19 protein-coding genes are annotated in these 20,692 nt (G+C 55.5%); 9 read left to right on the top strand and 10 right to left on the bottom strand.

From position 1 onward, the window contains the following. Positions 1-148: 148 nt before the first annotated feature. Positions 149-1,141 carry a 3-oxoacyl-ACP synthase III family protein gene (locus ACYX34_RS13275; protein ID WP_462077048.1) on the bottom strand — a complete coding sequence of 331 codons (993 nt, stop codon included), beginning with the start codon at positions 1,139-1,141 and terminating at the stop codon, positions 149-151. Positions 1,142-1,376: 235 nt separating this feature from the next. On the opposite strand from ACYX34_RS13275, the gene ACYX34_RS13270 reads away from it, so the two are divergent. Next, positions 1,377-2,291 carry an outer membrane protein assembly factor BamD gene (locus ACYX34_RS13270; protein WP_462077047.1) on the top strand — a complete coding sequence of 305 codons (915 nt, stop codon included), beginning with the start codon at positions 1,377-1,379 and terminating at the stop codon, positions 2,289-2,291. A 97-nt stretch (positions 2,292-2,388) separates the two neighbouring features. On the opposite strand, the gene ACYX34_RS13265 is transcribed toward ACYX34_RS13270, so the two are convergent. Then, positions 2,389-3,135, bottom strand: a complete 747-nt coding sequence (locus ACYX34_RS13265) for a cytochrome c biogenesis CcdA family protein (RefSeq protein ID WP_462077046.1) — start codon at positions 3,133-3,135, stop codon at positions 2,389-2,391. A 2-nt stretch (positions 3,136-3,137) separates the two neighbouring features. After that, positions 3,138-3,695, bottom strand: a complete 558-nt coding sequence (locus tag ACYX34_RS13260; protein WP_462077045.1) for a peroxiredoxin family protein — start codon at positions 3,693-3,695, stop codon at positions 3,138-3,140. 302 nt (positions 3,696-3,997) lie between these two features. On the opposite strand from ACYX34_RS13260, the gene metK reads away from it, so the two are divergent. The 4 genes from metK (at position 3,998) to ACYX34_RS13240 (ending at position 9,055) form a co-directional block, all read left to right on the top strand. Continuing rightward, positions 3,998-5,146 carry a methionine adenosyltransferase gene (gene metK, locus ACYX34_RS13255; protein ID WP_462077044.1) on the top strand — a complete coding sequence of 383 codons (1,149 nt, stop codon included), beginning with the start codon at positions 3,998-4,000 and terminating at the stop codon, positions 5,144-5,146. Positions 5,147-5,266: 120 nt separating this feature from the next. Then, positions 5,267-6,526 (top strand): adenosylhomocysteinase, encoded by a 1,260-nt coding sequence (ahcY, locus tag ACYX34_RS13250; protein ID WP_462077043.1) that lies wholly within the window; start codon positions 5,267-5,269, stop codon positions 6,524-6,526. Positions 6,527-6,816: 290 nt separating this feature from the next. Further along, the gene (locus tag ACYX34_RS13245; RefSeq protein ID WP_462077042.1) at positions 6,817-8,019 is read left to right on the top strand and encodes a PrnB family protein; all 1,203 of its coding nucleotides are present in this window, start codon (positions 6,817-6,819) and stop codon (positions 8,017-8,019) included. 295 nt (positions 8,020-8,314) lie between these two features. Continuing rightward, the gene (locus tag ACYX34_RS13240; RefSeq protein ID WP_462077041.1) at positions 8,315-9,055 is read left to right on the top strand and encodes a S1 family peptidase; all 741 of its coding nucleotides are present in this window, start codon (positions 8,315-8,317) and stop codon (positions 9,053-9,055) included. A gap of 507 nt (positions 9,056-9,562) precedes the next feature. Here the strand turns inward: ACYX34_RS13240 and ACYX34_RS13235 are convergent. The 3 genes from ACYX34_RS13235 to ACYX34_RS13225 form a co-directional block, all read right to left on the bottom strand. Then, positions 9,563-10,393, bottom strand: a complete 831-nt coding sequence (locus ACYX34_RS13235; protein WP_462077040.1) for a cyclase family protein — start codon at positions 10,391-10,393, stop codon at positions 9,563-9,565. A 185-nt stretch (positions 10,394-10,578) separates the two neighbouring features. Continuing rightward, entirely contained in the window at positions 10,579-10,902 is a 324-nt protein-coding gene (locus ACYX34_RS13230) for a glutaredoxin family protein (RefSeq protein ID WP_462077039.1), read from the bottom strand. A 12-nt stretch (positions 10,903-10,914) separates the two neighbouring features. Further along, complete coding sequence (locus ACYX34_RS13225; protein ID WP_462077038.1) at positions 10,915-11,154, bottom strand: BolA/IbaG family iron-sulfur metabolism protein; 240 nt, start codon at positions 11,152-11,154, stop codon at positions 10,915-10,917. 248 nt (positions 11,155-11,402) lie between these two features. Here ACYX34_RS13225 and ACYX34_RS13220 point away from each other — a divergent pair, with 248 nt between their 5' ends. From ACYX34_RS13220 to ACYX34_RS13205, 4 genes are read left to right on the top strand one after another with little or no spacing between them, the layout of a single operon-like run. After that, positions 11,403-11,837 (top strand): response regulator, encoded by a 435-nt coding sequence (locus tag ACYX34_RS13220; RefSeq protein WP_462077037.1) that lies wholly within the window; start codon positions 11,403-11,405, stop codon positions 11,835-11,837. Between the two features lie 29 nt (positions 11,838-11,866). Then, on the top strand, positions 11,867-12,976 hold the full coding sequence (locus ACYX34_RS13215) for a sensor histidine kinase (protein WP_462077036.1): 1,110 nt from the start codon (positions 11,867-11,869) through the stop codon (positions 12,974-12,976). Then, entirely contained in the window at positions 12,973-15,456 is a 2,484-nt protein-coding gene (locus ACYX34_RS13210; RefSeq protein WP_462077035.1) for an ATP-binding protein, read from the top strand. Before ACYX34_RS13215 ends, ACYX34_RS13210 begins: the two co-directional genes overlap by 4 nt. Next, positions 15,405-15,998, top strand: coding sequence for a Tll0287-like domain-containing protein (locus tag ACYX34_RS13205; protein ID WP_462077034.1), 594 nt, complete (start codon positions 15,405-15,407; stop codon positions 15,996-15,998). The genes ACYX34_RS13210 and ACYX34_RS13205 overlap by 52 nt, the downstream gene beginning before the upstream one ends. 86 nt (positions 15,999-16,084) lie before the next feature. Here ACYX34_RS13205 and ACYX34_RS13200 read toward each other — a convergent pair whose 3' ends face one another. From ACYX34_RS13200 to ACYX34_RS13185, 4 genes are all read right to left on the bottom strand, one after another. Beyond that, entirely contained in the window at positions 16,085-17,185 is a 1,101-nt protein-coding gene (locus ACYX34_RS13200; protein WP_462077033.1) for an AI-2E family transporter, read from the bottom strand. Between the two features lie 135 nt (positions 17,186-17,320). Then, positions 17,321-17,764, bottom strand: coding sequence for a bactofilin family protein (locus ACYX34_RS13195; RefSeq protein ID WP_462077032.1), 444 nt, complete (start codon positions 17,762-17,764; stop codon positions 17,321-17,323). A gap of 101 nt (positions 17,765-17,865) precedes the next feature. Beyond that, positions 17,866-20,178, bottom strand: a complete 2,313-nt coding sequence (locus ACYX34_RS13190) for a transglycosylase domain-containing protein (RefSeq protein WP_462077031.1) — start codon at positions 20,176-20,178, stop codon at positions 17,866-17,868. Positions 20,179-20,482: 304 nt separating this feature from the next. After that, the coding region (locus tag ACYX34_RS13185; protein ID WP_462077030.1) for a hypothetical protein at positions 20,483-20,692 on the bottom strand (210 nt) is incomplete at its 5' end.

Here is a 20,692-nt window from a genome sequence, read left to right as displayed (position 1 = left end):
ATCACATTGTGGGCCGCCTTCTTGAAGAGTTCGAAAAAGGCTTCCTCTTTGGGAAGTATGCTGAAGATCATGATCTGCTGTACTCCTGAATCAGATGCTTACTCAAAGGGCAACGCAGGCACATGCTTACCTCTGTTGCTTATCGGCGTTACCACCGAACAAGGCTCGTTGCCCAAGTCAGTCCCCCTCCAAAACTTCCCAGGAGCACCAAATCTCCCGGTGAAATGTGTCCCTTGCGGACTGCATCATCCAGCGCGATGGGAAGCGAAGCCGAGGAGGTATTGCCATATCGTTCAATGACCGATGCGACTCGAGACCGCTCGATACCCAACCGATCGGCGATCTGATCCAGAATTCGTCCATTCGCCTGGTGCAGCACCACCTGTTTCAGTTCATCCGAACGCACCCCAAATTCCTTCAAGATGTCGTGCACGGCCTGCTCAACTCGTCGGATCGCAACCCGAAATAGCGACGCGCCTCGCATGCGCAACGTATGTTCCCGTTTCTTTACCGTATCTGCCGATGCAGGGCTCCGTGATCCCCCACTGGGGATTCGAATGAGTCCATGGGACGCCCCATCCGCGTACAGCCTGATTCCGAGAATTCCTCGCCACTCCGGATTGGGATCATGCTCCCCTCGAAGGATAACGGCTCCGGCTCCATCCCCAAATAGCAGCGCGGTCGCTTCATCCTGAGGATCGAGTGTGCGAGACTTCACCTCGGCCGCAACAAGCAAACAGGTCTTCGCCTGACCGCTTTGAATCATGGCCTGCGCCATAGAAAGTCCATATAAAAATCCCGAGCAGGACGCAGACACATCAAAGGCCCCCACCGGCTTGCAGCCCAAGCCCCGTTGCACCAAACAGGCCGTCGAGGGGAATGCCATATCCGGCGAAGTGGTCGACAGCACAATGGCATCAATGGCCGAAGCCTCACAGCCGGCAGCCTCCAGCGCCCGGCGGCCCGCAGCAATCGCCAGGTCTGAAGCCGCCTCCTGGTCCCCCGCCCAATGGCGTGATCGAATGTCGGTCAGCCGTTGAATGTTGGCTGGGGAGATCCCGATAACCTGCGCAATCTCTTCGTTCGGCACGACTCGAGATGGAAGGTAGCTGCCCGTTCCAATCACTCGTGTTCGAATCATGGTCCTAAACACCAACTCCTCTAATCAGTTGGACAAACCCGTTTCATGCTCCAGAATGCAGATGTGGAGCGGGATTATAGGGTCCACCAAGAAGGCAGGTCAACAAAACCACGCGTCCGATTGCTTTTTACCTGTATCCTTGCTATCTGTGTTAGTTATGCAGATGCCGTTCGTGCAAGCCGGTACACGCGCCCGATGCAGACCGTCTGGTCCGTGCCTCGTGATCTGGATGGGCATGTACTGCCTCATCCTTGCCGCCTGTGCCGGTGATTTTTCCGCCAGCGACGTTCGAAGCGGACTTAAAAAAGCCCTCAGCGGTACGGACGAGCAAATTTTCCTGGGCGATACGGTCGATAATCATTACCACCCTAATGTGATCATGAAACGCGGCGAAGCGTATTTTGAGAAAGAAGAGTACGCGGAAGCGCTCGTCGAATACAAACACTTCCTGGAGCTCCATCGGAATCACGTTCTAGCCCCCTATGCTGCCTTCAGAATTGGGGAGATTCACTTCAAGATGGCCAAAACGATCGATCGCGACCCTGAACCCATGCAAAAGGCGATCGCAGCGTTCGAACAGATGCAGAGAGAGTTTCCCGGCAGTCGCTATGACACGCAAGCACACCAAAAACTCGAGGAATGTCACGATTGGCTGGCACAGATGCATCTCTTTGTGGGGCAATTCTACTACCGGAGAGGCTCGTACCTGGCGGCCGCACACCGATTCGAACAAGTGATGAAGGCCTATCCTGACAAGCCCGTCGCTGCGGACGCCTTATACTTTCTCGCTAAGTCGTACCACGAGTTGGGTGCGGACGATTGGGCCAGGGACCATCTCATGGTCTTGACGGAAAAGTACCCTCACAGCCAATTCGCTGGCGATGGGAAGCACCTCCTCGCCAAAATCAGCGCAGCTCAACCGACAACACTGTTGGCACAGCAATCCGAGTCGACGACTCTCTCTGATGCCGGTTCAGGCATGGTACGAAACGGCCCATCCAATTCCTCACCGCAACCATCCGCTGGCTCCCTGCCGTCAGCTCTGATGGGCACACTGGGACTTCCCCCCTCGCTCGGTTTAGCCGGAAGCTCCGCCGTCAATTCACTCAAGCCAGGATTTACCGCCTGTCGCCTTGGCGCCTGGTGCTGACCCAGCAGAATCGAGTGCTGAGCGTTGAGCACTGAGTAGAGGGAAGACGACTTGGCGAGAGAGGGTTATACCGAACGAAGTCCGCGGATAGCCTCATTCACTGTCCCAGATACCAACCGATTCCGTATCGCTCCAAGAAACTGGTGATCATCGTCAACGAGTTGGCGTAGATCATCACCCCGACGACGATCAACATCACTCCGCTCACGGTCGACACGCCCCACAAATAGGCCCGTACTTCTTTGAAGTAGGCCAAGAATCGATCGACGCCCAATGCCGTGAGAAACAACGGCATACCCAAACCCAATGAGTAAAAGGTCAATAACACGACCCCGCTGAACATGGAATCAGTCGTGCTCGCATAGAGCAGAATCGACCCCAGAACCGGCCCGACACAGGGGGTCCATCCGGCCGCAAACGCCACACCGATCAAGAACGATCCCAAGTACCCAGCCGGTCGATTGCGAAATTGATAGCGATGCTCCATCTTGAGGAACGTGAGATTGAGAATTCCGAGCAGATACAGCCCAAACAAAATGATGACCACACCGCCGATGCGGCGAATGAGATCTTGATGGCTGATCAACAGCTGTCCCAGAAAGCTTGCGGAAGCCCCGAAGGCAACGAATACCGATGAAAACCCGCCGATGAAGAGCAAGGAATTCACGATAATGGCCTTCTTGAATTTCTCACGTTCAGAGGCGTCGGTCAGTTGTTCAACCGAAAGTCCAGTGATGTAGGAAATGTAGCTCGGCACAAGCGGCAAAACGCATGGGGACACGAACGACAGAAGCCCCGCGGAAAAGGCTGCAACCAGCGAAATCTGTGGAATGGATTGTGTCATCGCTAGGACTTCATCAGAGCATGAATCAAGTCACGGGCCTCCGGTGAGTCCCAATCACGGGCACCAAATATTTTTTGTCGTACGACGCCCTGGCGATCAACCATGAAGGTGATCGGGATCGTTCGTGCTCCATAGGCCAGGCCAACCCGATACTCCGAGTCGTGAAGAATTGGAAACGTAAAGCCCATCCGTTTCTGAAACGGTCGTGTCACGGCTGCTCCTTGGGCATCCGTCGATACGGCCAAAATCTCGAACTGTCCTCTCGGTAACGTGCGATAAAGTTGTTCCATCGCCGGCATCTCGACTCGACAGGGCCCACACCACGTCGCCCAAAAATTCAGCAGGACGACTTTCCCCCTGAGCTGAGACAAACTGATGACATTTCCGGCAAGGTCTTGCAACGTGAAATTCGGTGCTTCATCGCCGACATGAACGACGCCGCGTTCGACAGCCGACCGTTTGACCGACTGCGGTGGTTGCGCATCGACAACGGAGACCGTGACCAACACACCGACTGCGAGAAGCCCCGGGAGAATCGAGATCGTTCGGCCATACTTCATGTCGACGCCCAACACACCAGTCTGAACGGTTTTTTCTGCCAGAGCGAGCCCTACGTAGCACTCACCGATTCATCGACGCCCGTTCGGTCATGTTACAAGTCGCCAAAATCCCGAGTCAAGTAAACGAGGCATGACGGTTTTTCCAACAAGAACGAAACGAAATGATGGACAAAGCCGACCCCTCTCCTCTAGAATCAACCACGTTTGTGCGTGGCTTGTCTCTCGGTCGTATTTTCTCACATTACAGACATCCTTGGACAGACCAACGCTGGTTTTCCATAACCTCAACCCGCGAGGGACTCATGCGAGACAATTTTCTCTTTACTTCGGAATCAGTGACTGAAGGGCATCCTGATAAAATCGCCGATCAGATATCAGACGGTATCTTGGATGCCATCATCGCTCAGGATAAGTATTCTCGTGTCGCCTGCGAGACGATTCTCACCACGGGTATCGCACTGGTAGCCGGAGAAATCTCGACCAAGGCCTACGTTGAAATCCCTGACATTATTCGGGAGGTCATCAAGGACGTCGGCTACTGCGATGCTTCCTGGGGGTTCGACTTCCATACCTGTTCCGTTCTCACCGCAATTCACCAACAATCGGGTGACATTGCGATGGGCGTCGATTCCGGAGGAGCCGGTGATCAAGGGTTGATGTTCGGATACGCCACCAATGAAACCGATGAACTCATGCCGATGCCGATCGTCTTGGCTCACCGTTTGACCAAACGCCTTGCCGAAGTGCGCAAGAAAAACATTCTCAAATGGGTGCGGCCGGATGGGAAGTCACAAGTCACGGTCGAGTACAAAAACGGCAGGCCCGTGCGGATCGATACGATCGTCGTCTCCACGCAGCACGGCCCTGATGTGACCAATAAGCAAATTGAACGCGATATCATGGAGAAGGTGATCAAGCCGGTCATGCCGAAAGGCCTCTATGATCCGACCGGCGTAAAGCATCACATCAACCCGACTGGTCGATTCGTAGTCGGCGGCCCCATGGGTGACACCGGTCTCACCGGGCGTAAGATCATCGTCGACACCTACGGCGGCCATGGCAGCCATGGCGGCGGAGCCTTCTCCGGAAAAGATCCGACAAAAGTCGACCGGTCCGCCTCCTATATGGCACGTTATATCGCGAAGAACCTTGTCGCTGCCGAGTTGGCCGATAAGTGCGAAGTGCAATTGGCCTATGCCATCGGCGTCGCCGACCCTGTCTCCGTGCTGGTCGATACCAAGGGCACGGAAAAGGTGTCGGTTGATAAGCTCGACAAGCTCGTGCGCAAGCACTTCCCGATGACGCCACGCGGCATCATTGATCATCTCAAACTTCGACGGCCCATTTTCAAAAAGACGGCGGCTTATGGACACTTCGGCCGCAACGAGCCGGAGTTTACCTGGGAGAAAACCGACAAGGCCAAGGCCCTGCGCAAGGACGCCGGACTATAAGCTTCCTGAGCCTTATCACGTCGACGCAAGGGGGACGGGTTGGTGACCCGTCCCCCTTGTCATGAGGGCAATCGACGCCCCACCGAATCACGACCGACAACTTTCAGAAGGAGGATCTCCGTGGATTACGATGTGAAAGATATCAAGCTGGCAGATCAAGGCAAATTGAAGATCGAATGGGCTGAGGCCACGATGCCCGTTTTGAGACTGATTCGAAAGCGGTTCAAGAAACAACAGCCACTGAAGGGCGTCCGTGTAACCGCTTGCTTACACGTCACCACGGAAACGGCGAATCTGGCCATCACGCTGAAAGCCGGCGGAGCTGACGTCCGCCTCTGCGCATCCAATCCACTAAGCACACAAGATGACGTCGCGGCGGCCTTGGTCCAGCATGAGGGCATCCCGACCTTCGCCATCAAGGGCGAAGACAACCCCACATACTATCGTCACATTGAGTCGGCTATAGCCCATCGTCCGCACGTCACCATGGACGACGGTGCCGATGTGGTCTCACACCTTCACTCCAAGCGGAAAGAACTCTTGAAGAACGTCATCGGTGGGACAGAAGAGACCACCACCGGAGTCATTCGCTTACGGAGCATGGCGGAAAAGAAAGTGCTCAAATTCCCTGTGATCTCCGTGAACGATGCCGATACCAAGCACATGTTCGACAATCGTTACGGCACGGGCCAATCCACCATGGACGGCATCATACGCGCCACGAACCGTCTGGTATGCGGGTCTGTGGTCGTCGTGGTGGGATACGGCTGGTGTGGACGCGGCATCGCCATGCGCGCCAAAGGCATGGGCGCCGATGTCATCGTAACCGAAATTGATCCGCTGAAAGGTCTGGAAGCTGTCATGGATGGTTTCCGCGTGATGCCGATGGAACTAGCCGCTCCGGTCGGCGATTTCTTCGTCACAGTGACCGGCAACATCCATGTGATCCGTGGCGAGCATTTCGCCGCGATGAAAGACGGCGCCATCGTCTGCAACAGCGGACACTTCAACGTCGAGCTCGATATCCCGGCCCTTGAAAAAATGGCCGGTAAACGCCGGGTGGTTCGCACCGGTGTCGAAGAATTCACTCTCAAGAAAAACGGACACCGCGTCAGCTTGCTCGGCGAAGGCCGACTCGTCAACCTGGCCACCGCAGAGGGCCATCCTTCCAGTGTGATGGACATGAGCTTTGCCAACCAAGCGCTCGGCGCCGAATATATCGTGAAGAATTACAAACAGCTCGAGAAAAAGGTCTATCCGGTTCCTGAAGTGATCGACAAGGAGATTGCCCGGCTCAAATTAGCGGGTATGGGTGTGGCGATCGATACACTCACGAACGAGCAGAAGAAGTACCTAGCATCCTGGGAAATGGGAACGTAGAGAGCATGGTGCGGCGCGAGTACTCTCAGTGCTCGCTCACCGCGCATGCAGAACTGATCTGATTTTCAAATAGCGGGCGATGCTCGGTGAATGCGCGCAGTCGAGAGTACCTGCACCGCACCCGCTAGAAGAGAAAGAAGTAGAAGGCCGCCTCAGTTGAGGCGGCCTTTTTATTTCAGTCTGTTACTATTCCTCCGCCAAAGTCTTCGCTGAGCCTAATCTGACTGGTCATAATCAGAACCGATTGCAATCAAATACAGGAGTGGTAGAGTGAGGGCAAAGAGGGCTCTATGAACTCCCATACGTTCCAACCGTCATCTCTTGCAGATTTTGGAATCTCCCCTGAACGGGGGTTCCTGCCACCGGATCCTTGTGAAAGCCTACCCGACTGTCCCACGCTTAATCTTCTGAGTCACGAGCTACCCAAATTACTGAGCGCTCGCCAGGTTCGGCGGTTTATCGACGAACAACCAGTCTTACTCCCATCCATCCCGTCGAGCTGGCGCGAAGATGACTATCGAACTGCAATGCGTATCCTGTCATTTGCTGGCCACGCCTATGTATGGGAAACACCGGGGCAACCTGCTGCCAAGCTCCCCTCCCAACTCGCACGGCTCTGGTACGAGCTAGGCCGGAAGCTCGGTCGCCCACCGGTACTCTCCTACGCCTCCTATGCGCTGGATAACTGGCGCCGCCTCGATAACGCGAAACCGGTTCAGCTCGACAACATCGTGCTGCTGCAAAATTTTCTCGGTGGGTTGGATGAGGAGTGGTTTGTCGTGGTCCATATCCAGATCGAGCGGCAAGCAGGGCCCGGCCTGGAAGGATTACTGAGGGCGATCAACGGAGCGGCGAATAAGAATGACGAAGAAGTGTTGTTGGGTTTACAAGCTCTGGCGTCGGCTCAGACCGCTATGCGAGATACGCTGCTCCGCATGAAAGAGCGCTGCGATCCCTATGTCTATTACACCCGTGTGAGACCCTATATTCACGGCTGGAAGAATAGTCCTTCGCTCCCCAACGGACTCATCTATGACAAGATCGAAACCTATGCACAACAACCACAACAGTTTCGAGGTGAGACAGGCGCCCAGAGTTCGATCGTCCCCTGCCTGGACGCAGGACTCGGTATTTGCCATGCTCCTGATCCCTTGACGGTATACCTCCAAGAAATGCGGGAGTACATGCCACCCCGCCATCGTGCGTTTCTTGGAGCTTTAGAGAGCCAGCATGATAGCCAAGGGAGAGCTATTCTTTCAGGCTATGTCCGTGATCGCCGACAGAATCACCACGAACTCTGGTCCGCCTACTGTACTTGCGTCGACCTACTGGCGCAGTTCCGGGAAATCCACATCGGCTACGCCGATAGCTATATCAATCGGCAGCATCAAACCAGCTCCACCAATCCCACAGCCGTCGGCACTGGCGGCACTCCCTTTATGACCTATCTACAGAAACATCTGGACGAGACAAGACAAGCCATTGTGGCTTAGCACCTTTTCCAAAGTTCGATCATAGCCCGTCAATCAGTTCCAGCTCTTCCATCGCCTGCGGTTGGAAGATCCCTCCATCGCATTTCGATTCCAAGGTCACTACAGTGGGGCTGACATCAACCTAGAAGAGCCTTAGTGTGAAAAGCCATCGCACCCTCGTGGGCGTTTCCAATACTTCTTGTCGCAACAATGAAGGGCAAGAGATAAACAAGACACCATCTACCAGTGGCCTTCCCATTTTCGAAGAACTAGAATCTGTGAGATTCATTCTTGCTAGTTAGGTGTTAGGAGCGCGATGTCCGAGTTGTCTTCCTTTTCACTCCCCCACGAAGTTCTTCGTCTCATGATGCGGTGCTGCTTCGAACACACTGTTTCCGTCTTTTGGGGGGAACCTGATGGCGAGCCTGAAATGCACAGCGCCAGCGGTGTGCTTATTAAGCTGGATAGGCCGATCCTAATCACAGCAGAACACGTCATTGAGGAATTCTTGAAGAAACAAACTGAGCATCCTTCCATAAGATTACAAATCGCCAAAGGTTCAATAGAGAATGTCGCAGAGCGGATCATTGCAAGATCTAAGAAGTCTGATTTGGTCACATTAGACTTGTCCGGACTGGACCTCCGAGAATTCGCGCAACATCTATCACTATATACTCCTTTGAAGTGGCCTCCACATTCTGTCATGCCTGGCTTGACCGTTCTTATCGTGGGCTTCCCCATGGCATACCGCTACCTACTCCCAATACGACGAGCAATAAAGTTTGATTCTTTTTGCCAAAAAGTGCAGGTTTCTAGCGTCAATGAATGCGGCTTTGCCTGTGCAGTGGAAACCAATTCAATTCATAATCTCAATTCTGACGATGCTTGGCCAGAAACATATGGCGGGATGAGCGGATGTCCAATTTTTGCGATTCGCGGAAATCCATCAGTTCTCGACCTCGTTGGTATAGTTTATGAGGCAAGCGATAGCTTTAACATTATCTGTGCGCGCCACGCCAATCTTGTCTCTCCTGATGGAACGTTATCAAACCCCTAGTCAGTTGAGAAACTGACATGCACTAGCAGCCTGAATGTGCAGCAGAGACACTCTCGTGCAACACCGCATGCCGATACTGCAAAACCACCGATCAGCGCATAAGAATGCATGAGCTGAGCCTTCTGGGCTTGGGCCAAACGGTCGATAATGTGATTTAAGGCTTTGGAGAACACCGGTGTATTTCGTAGCAGAAATCGGACAGGTGCAATGCAATGATGAGCCGTTCTTCCGGAGTCTGACGCCTCGCTCGCTCTATCTTTTCGTCAGCAAGCCGCTGACTCAGCTTGCTTGGTCGCCGTCCAGTTGATTGAGAAGCAGCCGGTTGCTGAGGCTTCATACTACACAAGTATACATGCGTCCTAAGAAACCTGAAAGAATGAAAGCATGCCCGCAACGGTCTCAGAACAAACACGCTCCGAGGAATGATGCCCGCTAGTGACTCAGGAGTCCTGATCACAGACATCAACCAGGAAGAAAGGCACTCAAAGTGAAATTCTGTTGTGCGCGCTAGTTGGAAGTCGGTACGACTGCGATGATCCGTAGCGGACCACCAGTGCCATTGGCAATTTTCATCGGCAGGGCGAAGACGTCGAAACCACGTACTGGTAGGTCATTCAGATTGGCCAGGTTTTCAAACACGGGCACATTCTGAGACAGCAGCGCGACATGCGTTTCAAATCTCGTGGATTGCCCGTAGTCGATCGACGCTGTATCAATGCCGACAGCCTTCACCTGCCGTTCACGCACCAGCCAGGCAGCAGCATCAGGATGTAGTCCTGGGAAGCGCAGCGCCTGCACTCCTTCTTGCCCTCTTAGCCCCGTTCCCAAATAATCCTTCCGACTTGGCCAGAACTGGGCATAGCCGGTATCGAGCAAGACAATGGCTCCCTCTGGAATTCGGCCAGATCGTGACTCCCATTGCTTAAGATCATGAGTGGTAATTTGGTAATCCCGATCGTGCACACACTGTTCCTTGACGTTGATCCTGATGGCGGTCCCGAGCGTCCGTTCGACTGAGATCTGATCGAGAGTTTGCTTCCCTTCAGAAAAGTGAATCGGCGCATCGATGTGCGTGCCTCCGTGCTCCGGCATCTCGATGCGGTTGGACGCGTAGTAGTACCCAGCCGTGGTGTGCTCTGCATGCTGAACGACGAGCTTGAAATCCTGTTCCGTCGGCCAGACAATCGTGTCGGAACCAAACGAATGCGTCAGATCAACAATCCGTGAGTGCTCCCAGACGAGATGATTGCCTCGATGATCTGCAACACATCCTGCATTGACGATCAAGCCCAGCGCGGCCGTCAACATACTCGCCGTGTGAGGAGGACTCTTTCGCATGAGATTTCTCCAATCGCTTCCCTTCCAAGTCTCGGATGGAACGGACACGCACACCTCCCCACCCCTAAGCAGGGCATTCCTGCTGGTCTCACTGCGCCCGTCGAGAGAGCACCGCCCTTGATTGTGGATGTTATTTGCTCCCGCGTGCGCGCTCAGGGAGCAAGAGACTAGCAGGGATGCCCTGCTTACTTCCCGAATGTTTTTTTCAGCAGCGGCTCGATCTCACCCTTGGCGGCCATCGGATCGAGAATGTCGGTATCACCGTAGAAGGTACCGTCGATAAACACCTTCGGGAGCGTCGGCCAGTTGGTCATCTTCGTCAGCGCTTCGCGCTTTGCCGGCTGCGACAGGACATCGATCAATTCGTACGGATACCCATACTTGTCAAAAAACTGCATGGTCTCCCTGGTAAACCCGCACATCGGCATTGTCTTCGTACCCTTGCCGTAGATCAAAATCTTATGGGCCTTCACTTCCTTCTGAATTTCTTCTTCCATCTGGTCGGCCATCGTCGTCTCCTCCTACGCTTCGTCGTTCGTTCGTGCCGTCAGTTCCAAGGCGTGGATCCGCCCGTCCTTCATCGGCGCATCCAATGCTTGATAAACCATGCGATGCCGGTCCAAGAGATTTTTTCCCTGAAATCCATCCGAAACGATTACCACCTTGAGATGATTCATCGTTCCCGTACGATCCGTCACCGTCACCACTGCATCGGGCAAGGATTTGCGAATATAGTCGGTCAACACATCTTGGGTAATCACCGGCCTCCACTCCTCTGTTTTTCAACACCCTAGCCCAAACCGGCCATGAAAGGCAATGAGCTCTCCCCTTGGTGGTTTTCACGATGTTGGTGGTGCATATCAGCCAACCGTGGAGAGTCCCTCATCATTCCAAATGAACAAGGCCCTGAAATCATTCGTCTTTACTTTTCTCATATGACGGCATCGACCTTGCCATTATCGGTCGCAGAGGCAAAAACCAATCCCCGCCGTTTACCAAGGAGGTCATCATGAGTGAATTCAAATCCGGGTTCTTCGTGGGAGGTGAGAGCTGCAACGGGCGAGTACTGGTCGTCGATGACGAGCCCGACATTCGTAAGGTCGTCCGCATGACACTCCAAAAAGGCGGGTACGATGTTCTCGAAGCGGAAAATGGGGAAAAGGCCATTGAGGTCATCAACTCCGGCGAAAACCGGCTGCTCCTTGATGTCATCATCTGCGACATCCGCATGCCCAAAGTGAATGGGATCGAAGCGATTGCCTATTTCCGCCAGAACTATCCTCGTGTTCCGCTGATTGTTCTGACCGGATTCCCAGATACCGACATGGCGACCTCATTACTCCGGCAGGGCGTGGTGGATTATCTGGTGAAGCCGGTCGAAGGTGACAAACTGAAGGCTTCCGTGGCACGAGCCATGGAGCAGCGTGAATTGGCCCATCTCTGATCAGCTGAACGATAGCGGGGGGATCACGTATGACGATCGTCTCACCGACCATTTCCCACCGACGAACCGAGCCTCAATCGGCCGCCCAGGCTCCCACGCCGCCTCCGATGAGAGTCGCCATCATCGGAGCGGGCCGTGGGGGAACAGCCCTCCTGGATGTGCTTCATCAAATCGGCACGATTGAAGTCGTCGGTATTGTCGACAAGAATCCAACGGCACCAGGCCTCAGGCGAGCCCAAGAACTCAACGTGGCCGTCTATGACCAGGTACCGGACCTTATCAAAAACCAACAACCGAACCTCGTGATGGATGTGACCGGTGATCCCACCATGGAGTCTGTGCTTGAAGATCAAGTGCCTTCCGGAACCGATATCGTCAATGGACAGACCTCTCGGCTGCTGTGGTTACTTGTACAATATGAATCGACATTGCAGACCGAGTTGCTCCATGCGGAAAAACTCGCGGGCATCGGCTCGTTTGCTGCCGGCATCGCCCACGATATCAATAATCCCCTCCAGCTCATTCTGGGCCTGGCGGAAAATCTCGCCGAGGAAACAGACCTGAACGAGGTGCACCTTCAGGCAAGAGACATTATCGACGCCGTCAAGCGAACGACGGCGATTTGTCGAGACCTGACGTCCTATTCCCGCCGCACCTCTCTCCGTCACGAGGGGTTGGTCGGTGTGAATGCAAAACTGGACGAAGCCCTGAAGATCGCCCGCTACGCCGTCGCCCTCCAAGACATCGAGATTCGTAAGCACTACCAATCGGATGTGACCGCGAAGGGAAATCCTGATCAACTCCTCCATGTGTTCGTCAATCTTATTACCAACGCGGTCCAGGCCATGGAACACCAAGGAATCTTAACTCTGGAAACAGCGACCGTAGGCGGGAGTACGCAGGTCCGTGTCTCGGACACCGGCAGCGGCATTGCCCCGGAATTGCTGAACCGCATCTTTGATCCGTTTTTCACCACAAAGCCGCCCGGTAAGGGAACCGGTCTGGGCCTCTACAATATCAAGAATGTCATCCACCACATGCACGGGACCATTACCGTGGAAAGCCAGGTCGGGCGTGGCTCAACATTCACACTCACATTCCCCGGAGAAACCAGCCAGAGCGAAGGGGCGTCATCATGAACGAGACCGCTCCCCCCTCATCAGCCAGGTCCAGATGGGGACTCAAAACCAAGATCATCTTGTCTATGCTGCTTGTCGGCCTTCTCCCGCTTGTCGTTGGTCTGGGCATGGCATTCTGGCAAGGATCTCAAGAGATTCGGGAAGTCAGCGGAGAAAGCTTCAAAGCCTTAGCTACCGAAGCAGCCCGCAAACTCGATCTGCTGGTGCTAGAAGAAATCGCACACACCGCCAGGATCGCCAATGATCCCACCATCATCCGTGAGCTGGAACATCGGCGTGACGCTCAGAGCAACTCCAGAGCAAGCACCGACGTGGAACAGCGATGGATGAGCCGAAACAAAGCCACCGTCAAGGCCATCACGGACAATCCGCTCAGTATGCTGCTCCATGACTACTTTTCCGGAATCCATAGCCCGCCTGGACAGCTACTCCCTCAAGTCGTTCGAGCCTCAACAAAGATGCTGTTCCTGACCGATGCCCAAGGCGCACTGGCCGGAACCATGACCGATCATCCGGCTTTTCGTCATCGTGATACCCGATGGTGGCAAGGCGCCTTCAATAAGGGCGTCGGCAAACTCTTCATCGAAGACATCCATTTTGACGAAAAGGTAAACGCCTATGTGTTCACCATCTCCCTGCCTATTATGGATAGTCTCCGGCATGGCGCCGTCGGTGTGCTCCATCGCGTCATCGACGCCAAAGAGTTTTTCTCTCCTTCGACCCAAGCCATTCGCTTCGGAAAAACCGGTCACGTCATGTTGATCGATACCAACGGCATCGTCATCAGCTGTCCGATTCTGCCGACCGGCGTTCCACTATCCGATTCCAGTTTGATTCCCCTCATCACACCGAATCACCCAGGATGGGTGCAAGCTTCAAGCGACGGCCATGGTGGGCACGCCACCTCCGTCATCGGCTTTGCGCCGCTTCCAGAGACGAGCCGGGCCACCAACGGCTCGCTCGACCAGGGATCATGGCATTCGTTCGTCTGGCAGTCATCCGATGAGCTCTTCGCGCCGATTCAGCATCTGTTCAGTTGGGTGCTGATGTTCGGCGTGGTCGCCATCCTGCTCCTGGCCTCGCTGGGCTATCTCGCCGCGGGCCGCATCGTCACACCGGTCCGGGAACTCCAACAGGCGGCGCAGGCCATCGGACGTGGTGCGCTCGAACAACCGATTCAGATCAGCACCGGCGATGAGTTGGAAGATCTCGCCGGAGAATTCAATCGGATGAATGCACAGCTGAAAGCCGCATTTGCCGGACTCACCGATCAGGTAAAACTGAAGACGCAGGAAGTCCATGTCCTTCAACAATCGACGGATCAGATCTTAGATGCCGTTCCGACTCCGATTCTCTTGATCGATACGCACGAGGTCGTGCAGTACATCAATCAGGCCGGGCGCGAATCGTTCTCGACCAAAGGAACGTCGCCGGGCACCTCGCTGTTCTCGATTCTTCCCCTCGATACGGCGCAGCAGAAACGGCTTCAAGCAGAGTTCCGAGCGAAGGGCGATGCACAGCTCACCACAGCGGTAAGCACACAAGAAACTACGCCACGGGATCCGCTGATGCCAACCACCGATCATGAGCCGGCTGAACACCCCTCTCAGCTCCAGATCGGATCGCGCATCTACCGATATCAATGGTTCCGCCTGCCCGCCAGACCGGGAGAAGAGGACGGCATCGGGTTGGTGCTTCGAGATACAACGGACGAGAGTCGACTGCATGACCAACTGGTCCAAGCGGAAAAGTCAGGGAGCCTGGGCGTACTCACCGCCGGGATCGGTCACGAACTCAACAATCCTTTGTTCAGCATCATCGGATTAGGCGAAGTCATGCAGGATGCACAGGATCTGGAGATGATCAAGAGCTACGCCAAGGACATTGTGGCCCATGGCCGCCGTATGACCGCTATCATCCGCGACTTCACCGGCGTGATAGACCGTGAGACGTCCGATAAGCCGATCTCGGTCTCCATGGAGAACATCGTGGATCAAGCCTTGGCCACGGCCCAGACCATCGTGGATATGACAGCGCTTGTGATCCACAAGCATTATGCGGGCACGACACCGATCCTCGTCCTTCCGGACCAGCTCCGACAGGCCTTGGTGAACCTCTTGGCCAACGCCGCCCAGGCCATGAACGGCCATGGCACACTCACGCTGACCACCGCCGTGGTGGACAAGATGGTCACCACGACGATCGCCGATACCGGGCCCGGCATCTCGAAACAACACCTCTCGAAGGTGTTCGATCCATTTTTCACAACAAAGGGGCAGGGAGAAGGATCGGGCCTTGGGCTGACGGTTGCGAGGCGCCTGATTCGAAAATTCGGAGGAGACATCCGGATTGAGAGCCATGAAGGACAAGGCACCGTCTGCTCCGTCACTCTGCCGATCAGTTCGTCGCCATCCCCTCAAGGAGGCCCATGGACTACCGCTGCTTCGCACTCCGAGCCGCAATCATTGCATTCCTCGTAGGAGGACTCTGGGGAGGAAGCTCTCTCCTCGCAGCCAAGGAGCGGACAATGCCTGTCGGCATTGCTCCGGAGAAGGTCGCCGACTATGTCCACGCCGTCCTGGAAGCCGACCGTTCGTTCTACACCACGCACGTTGTCAACCGGATGCAAGAACAAGGGATTGTCGCCGCGACGGAACAGTGGGAGCAGGGCAAGGGGCTCCCCTTGCCGGCACAGTTCCTCCAACATTCCGGTCGACTGGTGGCCGAAGCCGGTTACGGCATCCGATACAAGCTCATCGGATTCTCCCCGATCTATCAGCGCAACGCACCGGCCACGGAGTTTGAACGGCGAGCACTGGAGCTCCTTCGACGGCAGCCTGATCGACCGGTCTCCGGATTGGTATCCAGCGGAAAGAAACAGTACTTCCAGGCCATCTATGCCGATCGCGCCGTGTCCCCCGCGTGTGTCACCTGCCACAACAGTCATCCACTGAGCCCCAAACAGAATTTTAAGCTGAACGATGTCATGGGTGGAATCGCGATTACTATTCCATTGGAGTAAGACAACGCGCAGTTTGCCGAGCCTCAGCCGTCAGCCGCCGTTCCAAGACGCTGAACACGATGCGGTAACGATGATCGACAAACCTGTTACGAGGGCGAGAGGGGGCTGGTGGAAGAGACGGACTGCTTGAGGTGATATTCCTCTCGATAAATCTGTACGGCCGTCATCAATAGGCTGACCATGATCGGGCCGATGAAGATGCCCAGAATGCCATACAGAGCCAGACCTCCGAGGACGCTCAGCACAAGGGGCAAGACCGGAATCTGGACATCTTGCCCGATCAACCATGGCCGAAGAAATTGATCGACCATCGACACGACGCCGATACCCCACACCAACATGATGAGAGCCTTACCGGTCGTCCCGATCCAGAACAAGTACAGAGCCACCGGTCCCCAGACCAACCCGGTCCCTCCAAATGGGATCGGTGCCAGCACGACCGTCAAGGCGATCAGCCCGATCGGGAACGGCACATCGAGCGCGAGGTAGGCCGCTCCGGCCAAGAGACCCTGAACGATAGCCGTCACCAGCATCCCCTTCACCACTGCTCGGATCGTTTGATCCAAGCGAGCCAGAATCTTTGACTTATGCGACTCTTCCATCGGAATCAGATCGTATAAGACAGAGAGCCACTGCCGGCCATCCTTAAAGAGAAAGAACAGAATCAGCAACATCATGAAAAAATTGGTCACGAGGGCGAAGGTATTCTTGAGTAACCCTCCCATCCCACCGACCAGTAATTGGCTGAGTTCCTTCACCCCGGTCGTCACGGACTGCTCTAACGAAATCACGGGAGCGCCGGCGCCCGACATCGCAGACTTCAACCATCCACCGATGAACGGAATCGTCGCGACTTGCTCCGGCAACCGTTGCAACCCACCGGCTGAGATCCACGATCGAATGGCCTCTTCTGCCCCGCTCGCTTCCCGGACTAACATGACCCCCATTGCCACCAATGGCACGACTACGATGCCCAACGCACCGACGGTCAGTAGCGCAGCGGACAGTGCGTCCTTTCCGGCAAACAGGTGCGTCAGTCTCTGATGAAGTGGAAACGCCCAATGGGCCAACAATCCGGCCCACAAAGCGGAAAAGACAAAAGGCTTGAACATCAACCCGATCTGATAGAGCAGGAGGACCAGAAGAGAAAAGAACACCACGGAAAAGATCTGCTGTCGCGTCATCATCGGGTCGAAATCTCGTGAAGGGGTCCTGAGTTCATAGCAGATCTGCGTGCGTCTGTCACGAAAGGAACCAGCAGGCCGACAGGAGCGGGACGAGCGGATACGATGATGTGGTGAGGAATGGATAGAAGCAGCTGTCTAGAGATCGACTTCTCTGCCGATGAGTGCCACGGGTTTGTTCCGATGCGCATTCATATCGCGAACATTGCTGGGCAATCGCTGGGCCTCTTCGGGCCAGCCGGTAATCCCCATATCGCTCACCCCCTGAAACTTGGCCCCCTCCTCCATCAGCAGCGTGGGACAATGGACTTCACCGATGAGGATTGCAGTTTTAAGGAGCTGCACCTTACCCGTCGCGGTCACCGTCGCTTTGATACGCCCACTGCTGACGAGGGAATCGGCATGGATCGCGCCTTTCACCACGCCGTCTTCGCCGACAATGACTTCGCCTTTCGTGTGCACATCACCTTCCAATCGCCCGTCGATGCGCACCGTGCCGTCGACCCTGATTTCCCCCTTCAACTCAACACCTTTCGCCAACAGCGTAATATTGCCGTCGTCTCCATATCCGGTTTTCTTCATGGTGCGTCCTCCGTACAGGCCACTCGTCCAGACAAGCCTACCTGAGGACCGTGGATACGCCTAACGGTTTGTGGAATTCGGCGGGTCGCTTCCACCCTTAATTAAGGAGAGAACCCAAACGTCTCTTTCAACTGTTCTAACATACCGCCTCCATGTACTTCGCAGTAGACAGTCGGCTCCGTCCCCACGATGAAGAACTCCGTGCGATGCTCCGGACATTGTGCCGTAGCAAGCTGGCCGGTTCGCGGATCAATCCGACGCTCGACGATCCCAGGAGGCTGGTCGAAATCACCGTGCTGGCGTGGAATAAGCCGCACGGCCAAGTCACTCCAAATGGGGAGGGCCGCCTGTGCCCCAGTCAGTTTGATCGGACGCTCGTCATCGAACCCCACCCAGACCCCGATCGCAAGATCAGGTGTATACCCCACAAACCAAGCGTCCCGATATCCATCCGTCGTTCCGGTCTTACCTGCAATCGGCCCCTGCACCCCCATCGCTCTGGCCTTGGCGGCAGTTCCATGATCCACGACCCCCTTCAACAACGAGGTGATCAGAAACACTCCTTGGGGGCTGGCGGCCTGCCGCCGGTCGACCGCCGGACTCCAGATCGTCTCCCCACCGCCTCGCACAAGGTTCGAGAGGGCCACTGGATGGACGACGACACCTCCGTTCGCGAGCCCTGTGTAGGCCGCCGTAATCTGGAGCAGAGAAACAGCGGAACTCCCCAATGCCAACGACAGATTGTCCGCCAACGGGGTCGCAATGCCGAACGCCTGGAGCAGGCTCGTGAGCGACGCCAGGCCGGTCCGGTGCGCCGTCCGAACAGCAGGCACGTTCAGCGACTGCTCGAGCGCCGTTCGAACGGAGACCTGGCCTCGGTACTGTCGATCGTAATTCTGCGGCGACCACGATCCCGTGCCCGATTCCAACGTGAGCGGTTCATCCGCCAGTAGGGTCGCAGCCGTTAATCCGGTCTCTCCTTGATCGCGTGCCGCTTCAAACCCTGCCAGATAGACAAACGGCTTAAACAGCGACCCGGCGGATCGACGGGCCTGTACCGCACGATTGAATTGACTCGTGCGATAGTCACGCCCGCCGACCATCGCCAGTACATGTCCATGTTTGACATCCAACACCACGACGGCACCTTGAAGCGGCGAATCCGCATCAGCCAGCGATGGGTAGGTCTTTTCGAGTTTGGCCAGTCCGTGCTGCAAGACCTGCGCGGCAAGTTGCTGTGCCCGAGGATCGAGCGTCGAGTAGACCCGAGCGCCTTCGGGAATCTCCTGCCGGATGCCCTCTTCGATTTCTCGAAGGAGATGATCGACGAAATACGGAGCATCCGTGAGTACATCGTGAGCCAACACCACCTTCACCGGTCGATTCAGCGACCGCTTCAAGGCATCCTCCGTCAACAGACCTTCGTCCCGGAGTCGGCGAAGCACCACATTTCTCCGCTTGGTGGCATTCTCAATGTTTTTGACCGGTGAGTAGACGTTCGGTCCTTTGATCAACCCTACGATCAGAGCCATTTCCTCGATCGACAAAGTTTCCACGGTCTTGCCGAAATATCGATGAGCCGCCTCGCCGATACCATAAATGGAAACCGGCCCCGCTTGGCCGAGATAAATCTCATTGACATAACTTTCGAGGATGTCCTCCTTGCGGTACTTGAACTCAAGCGCGACCGCAGCGACAATTTCCCGAATCTTTCGCGTCATCGTACGTTGAGGAGAGTAGTAGAGGTTCTTTGCAAGCTGCTGCGTCAGGGTGCTGCCGCCCTGCAGGACCGCACCGTGGGTCAGATTGGTCCAGAGTGCACGGCCGATCGAAATGGGATCAACTCCGATATGGGAAAAGAACCGACGGTCTTCGATCGCTAAGAGCACGCGAATCAGTGTGGGCGGCATGCGACTCAAAGGAATCCATTCACGAACCTGCCTGGTTCCTCCACGCATGCCACTGATCAGCACCGGTTCAAGCGAGACCAGTGCCGTCGGTTGCCCATCGGGCATCGAGAGCACTTCGGAGACAATCCCCTCCGCCAGCATCAACCTGACGACTCGGGCCGACAGCCGATTTTCCTCTTGAGCATGGAGAAAGATGTCGATGGCATCATTGGTCACGACATAGTCACCAGCCGTTCGTGGCCGACCATTGACTCGTCGATATTCCAACCGATGGAGACGGTCGAATAAACCCGCATCCTGAGGGTGCAATCCAGGCGTGAGGAAAAAGGGCGCCCCATAGATCAGGAGCGGAGGGTGTTCATCACTCTTCGGTAGCGCCAAACTGCTGGAGAGAAAAGCGCCATAGCCGCTTAACAGGACGAGGGACACCCCCAGTAGAACGAGGATGACCAGAACAACACGCTTGACTACTGAATAGCGCCGCAATCGGGCACGAGATGCCATCCGCACAGCTTACCCTGCATACTCTGCGAAGTGGAATAGGGCGTTGCAAGAAAAGATCGACACCGTGTGAATAAGAAACCATTCATCCGGATTCCGCAGCGGACAGGTCGACCGCGTACCTCGTGAAGCCTCGTTCGTGAAGTGTGACGCGTCCGAATTCGGAAATGAGATACGCCCTTCGACAAGCTTGCGCTGAGCTTGTCGAAGGACGCTTCGCCGTTCACGTTTCACGAACCACGAGCGACGGATATTATCGTAGCGACGTATCGCCGGTTGCAGTAGAAGCGTATATGAATACTGCTGGTTAGGCCGTCCGCTTGAGAGGAGGCTTGTCATCAAAGACGCGTGTAAGGCCCAAGAACTCCGTAGTTTCTTCCTGGCCTGCGCGAGTCATCTCGTCTCGGCGACGGGGGTGTTCTCCCCGACCGAGACGCATCACCGGCGGGTGATCAAAGTGCTGCCAGGCCGGCATGGTCGCCAGACAACTCGCCAAGATCGCGCCGCTCCGGAGCGC

The organism is Nitrospira sp. CMX1 (assembly GCF_054902215.1).
Note: the sequence above shows the minus strand (reverse complement) of the source record. Positions and strands in the feature narration are given on the sequence as shown.

What these genes read in the sequence shown, in the direction of transcription:
- ACYX34_RS13275 (WP_462077048.1), bottom strand. Translation starts at nt 1,141, where the DNA reads ATGATTCGAACACGAGTGATTGGAACGGGCAGCTACCTTCCATCTCGA.
- ACYX34_RS13270 (WP_462077047.1), top strand. Translation starts at nt 1,377, where the DNA reads ATGTACTGCCTCATCCTTGCCGCCTGTGCCGGTGATTTTTCCGCCAGC.
- ACYX34_RS13265 (WP_462077046.1), bottom strand. Translation starts at nt 3,135, where the DNA reads ATGACACAATCCATTCCACAGATTTCGCTGGTTGCAGCCTTTTCCGCG.
- ACYX34_RS13260 (WP_462077045.1), bottom strand. Translation starts at nt 3,695, where the DNA reads ATGAAGTATGGCCGAACGATCTCGATTCTCCCGGGGCTTCTCGCAGTC.
- metK (WP_462077044.1), top strand. Translation starts at nt 3,998, where the DNA reads ATGCGAGACAATTTTCTCTTTACTTCGGAATCAGTGACTGAAGGGCAT.
- ACYX34_RS13245 (WP_462077042.1), top strand. Translation starts at nt 6,817, where the DNA reads ATGAACTCCCATACGTTCCAACCGTCATCTCTTGCAGATTTTGGAATC.
- ACYX34_RS13240 (WP_462077041.1), top strand. Translation starts at nt 8,315, where the DNA reads ATGTCCGAGTTGTCTTCCTTTTCACTCCCCCACGAAGTTCTTCGTCTC.
- ACYX34_RS13235 (WP_462077040.1), bottom strand. Translation starts at nt 10,393, where the DNA reads ATGCGAAAGAGTCCTCCTCACACGGCGAGTATGTTGACGGCCGCGCTG.
- ACYX34_RS13230 (WP_462077039.1), bottom strand. Translation starts at nt 10,902, where the DNA reads ATGGCCGACCAGATGGAAGAAGAAATTCAGAAGGAAGTGAAGGCCCAT.
- ACYX34_RS13220 (WP_462077037.1), top strand. Translation starts at nt 11,403, where the DNA reads ATGAGTGAATTCAAATCCGGGTTCTTCGTGGGAGGTGAGAGCTGCAAC.
- ACYX34_RS13215 (WP_462077036.1), top strand. Translation starts at nt 11,867, where the DNA reads ATGACGATCGTCTCACCGACCATTTCCCACCGACGAACCGAGCCTCAA.
- ACYX34_RS13210 (WP_462077035.1), top strand. Translation starts at nt 12,973, where the DNA reads ATGAACGAGACCGCTCCCCCCTCATCAGCCAGGTCCAGATGGGGACTC.
- ACYX34_RS13205 (WP_462077034.1), top strand. Translation starts at nt 15,405, where the DNA reads ATGGACTACCGCTGCTTCGCACTCCGAGCCGCAATCATTGCATTCCTC.
- ACYX34_RS13200 (WP_462077033.1), bottom strand. Translation starts at nt 17,185, where the DNA reads ATGATGACGCGACAGCAGATCTTTTCCGTGGTGTTCTTTTCTCTTCTG.
- ACYX34_RS13195 (WP_462077032.1), bottom strand. Translation starts at nt 17,764, where the DNA reads ATGAAGAAAACCGGATATGGAGACGACGGCAATATTACGCTGTTGGCG.
- ACYX34_RS13190 (WP_462077031.1), bottom strand. Translation starts at nt 20,178, where the DNA reads ATGGCATCTCGTGCCCGATTGCGGCGCTATTCAGTAGTCAAGCGTGTT.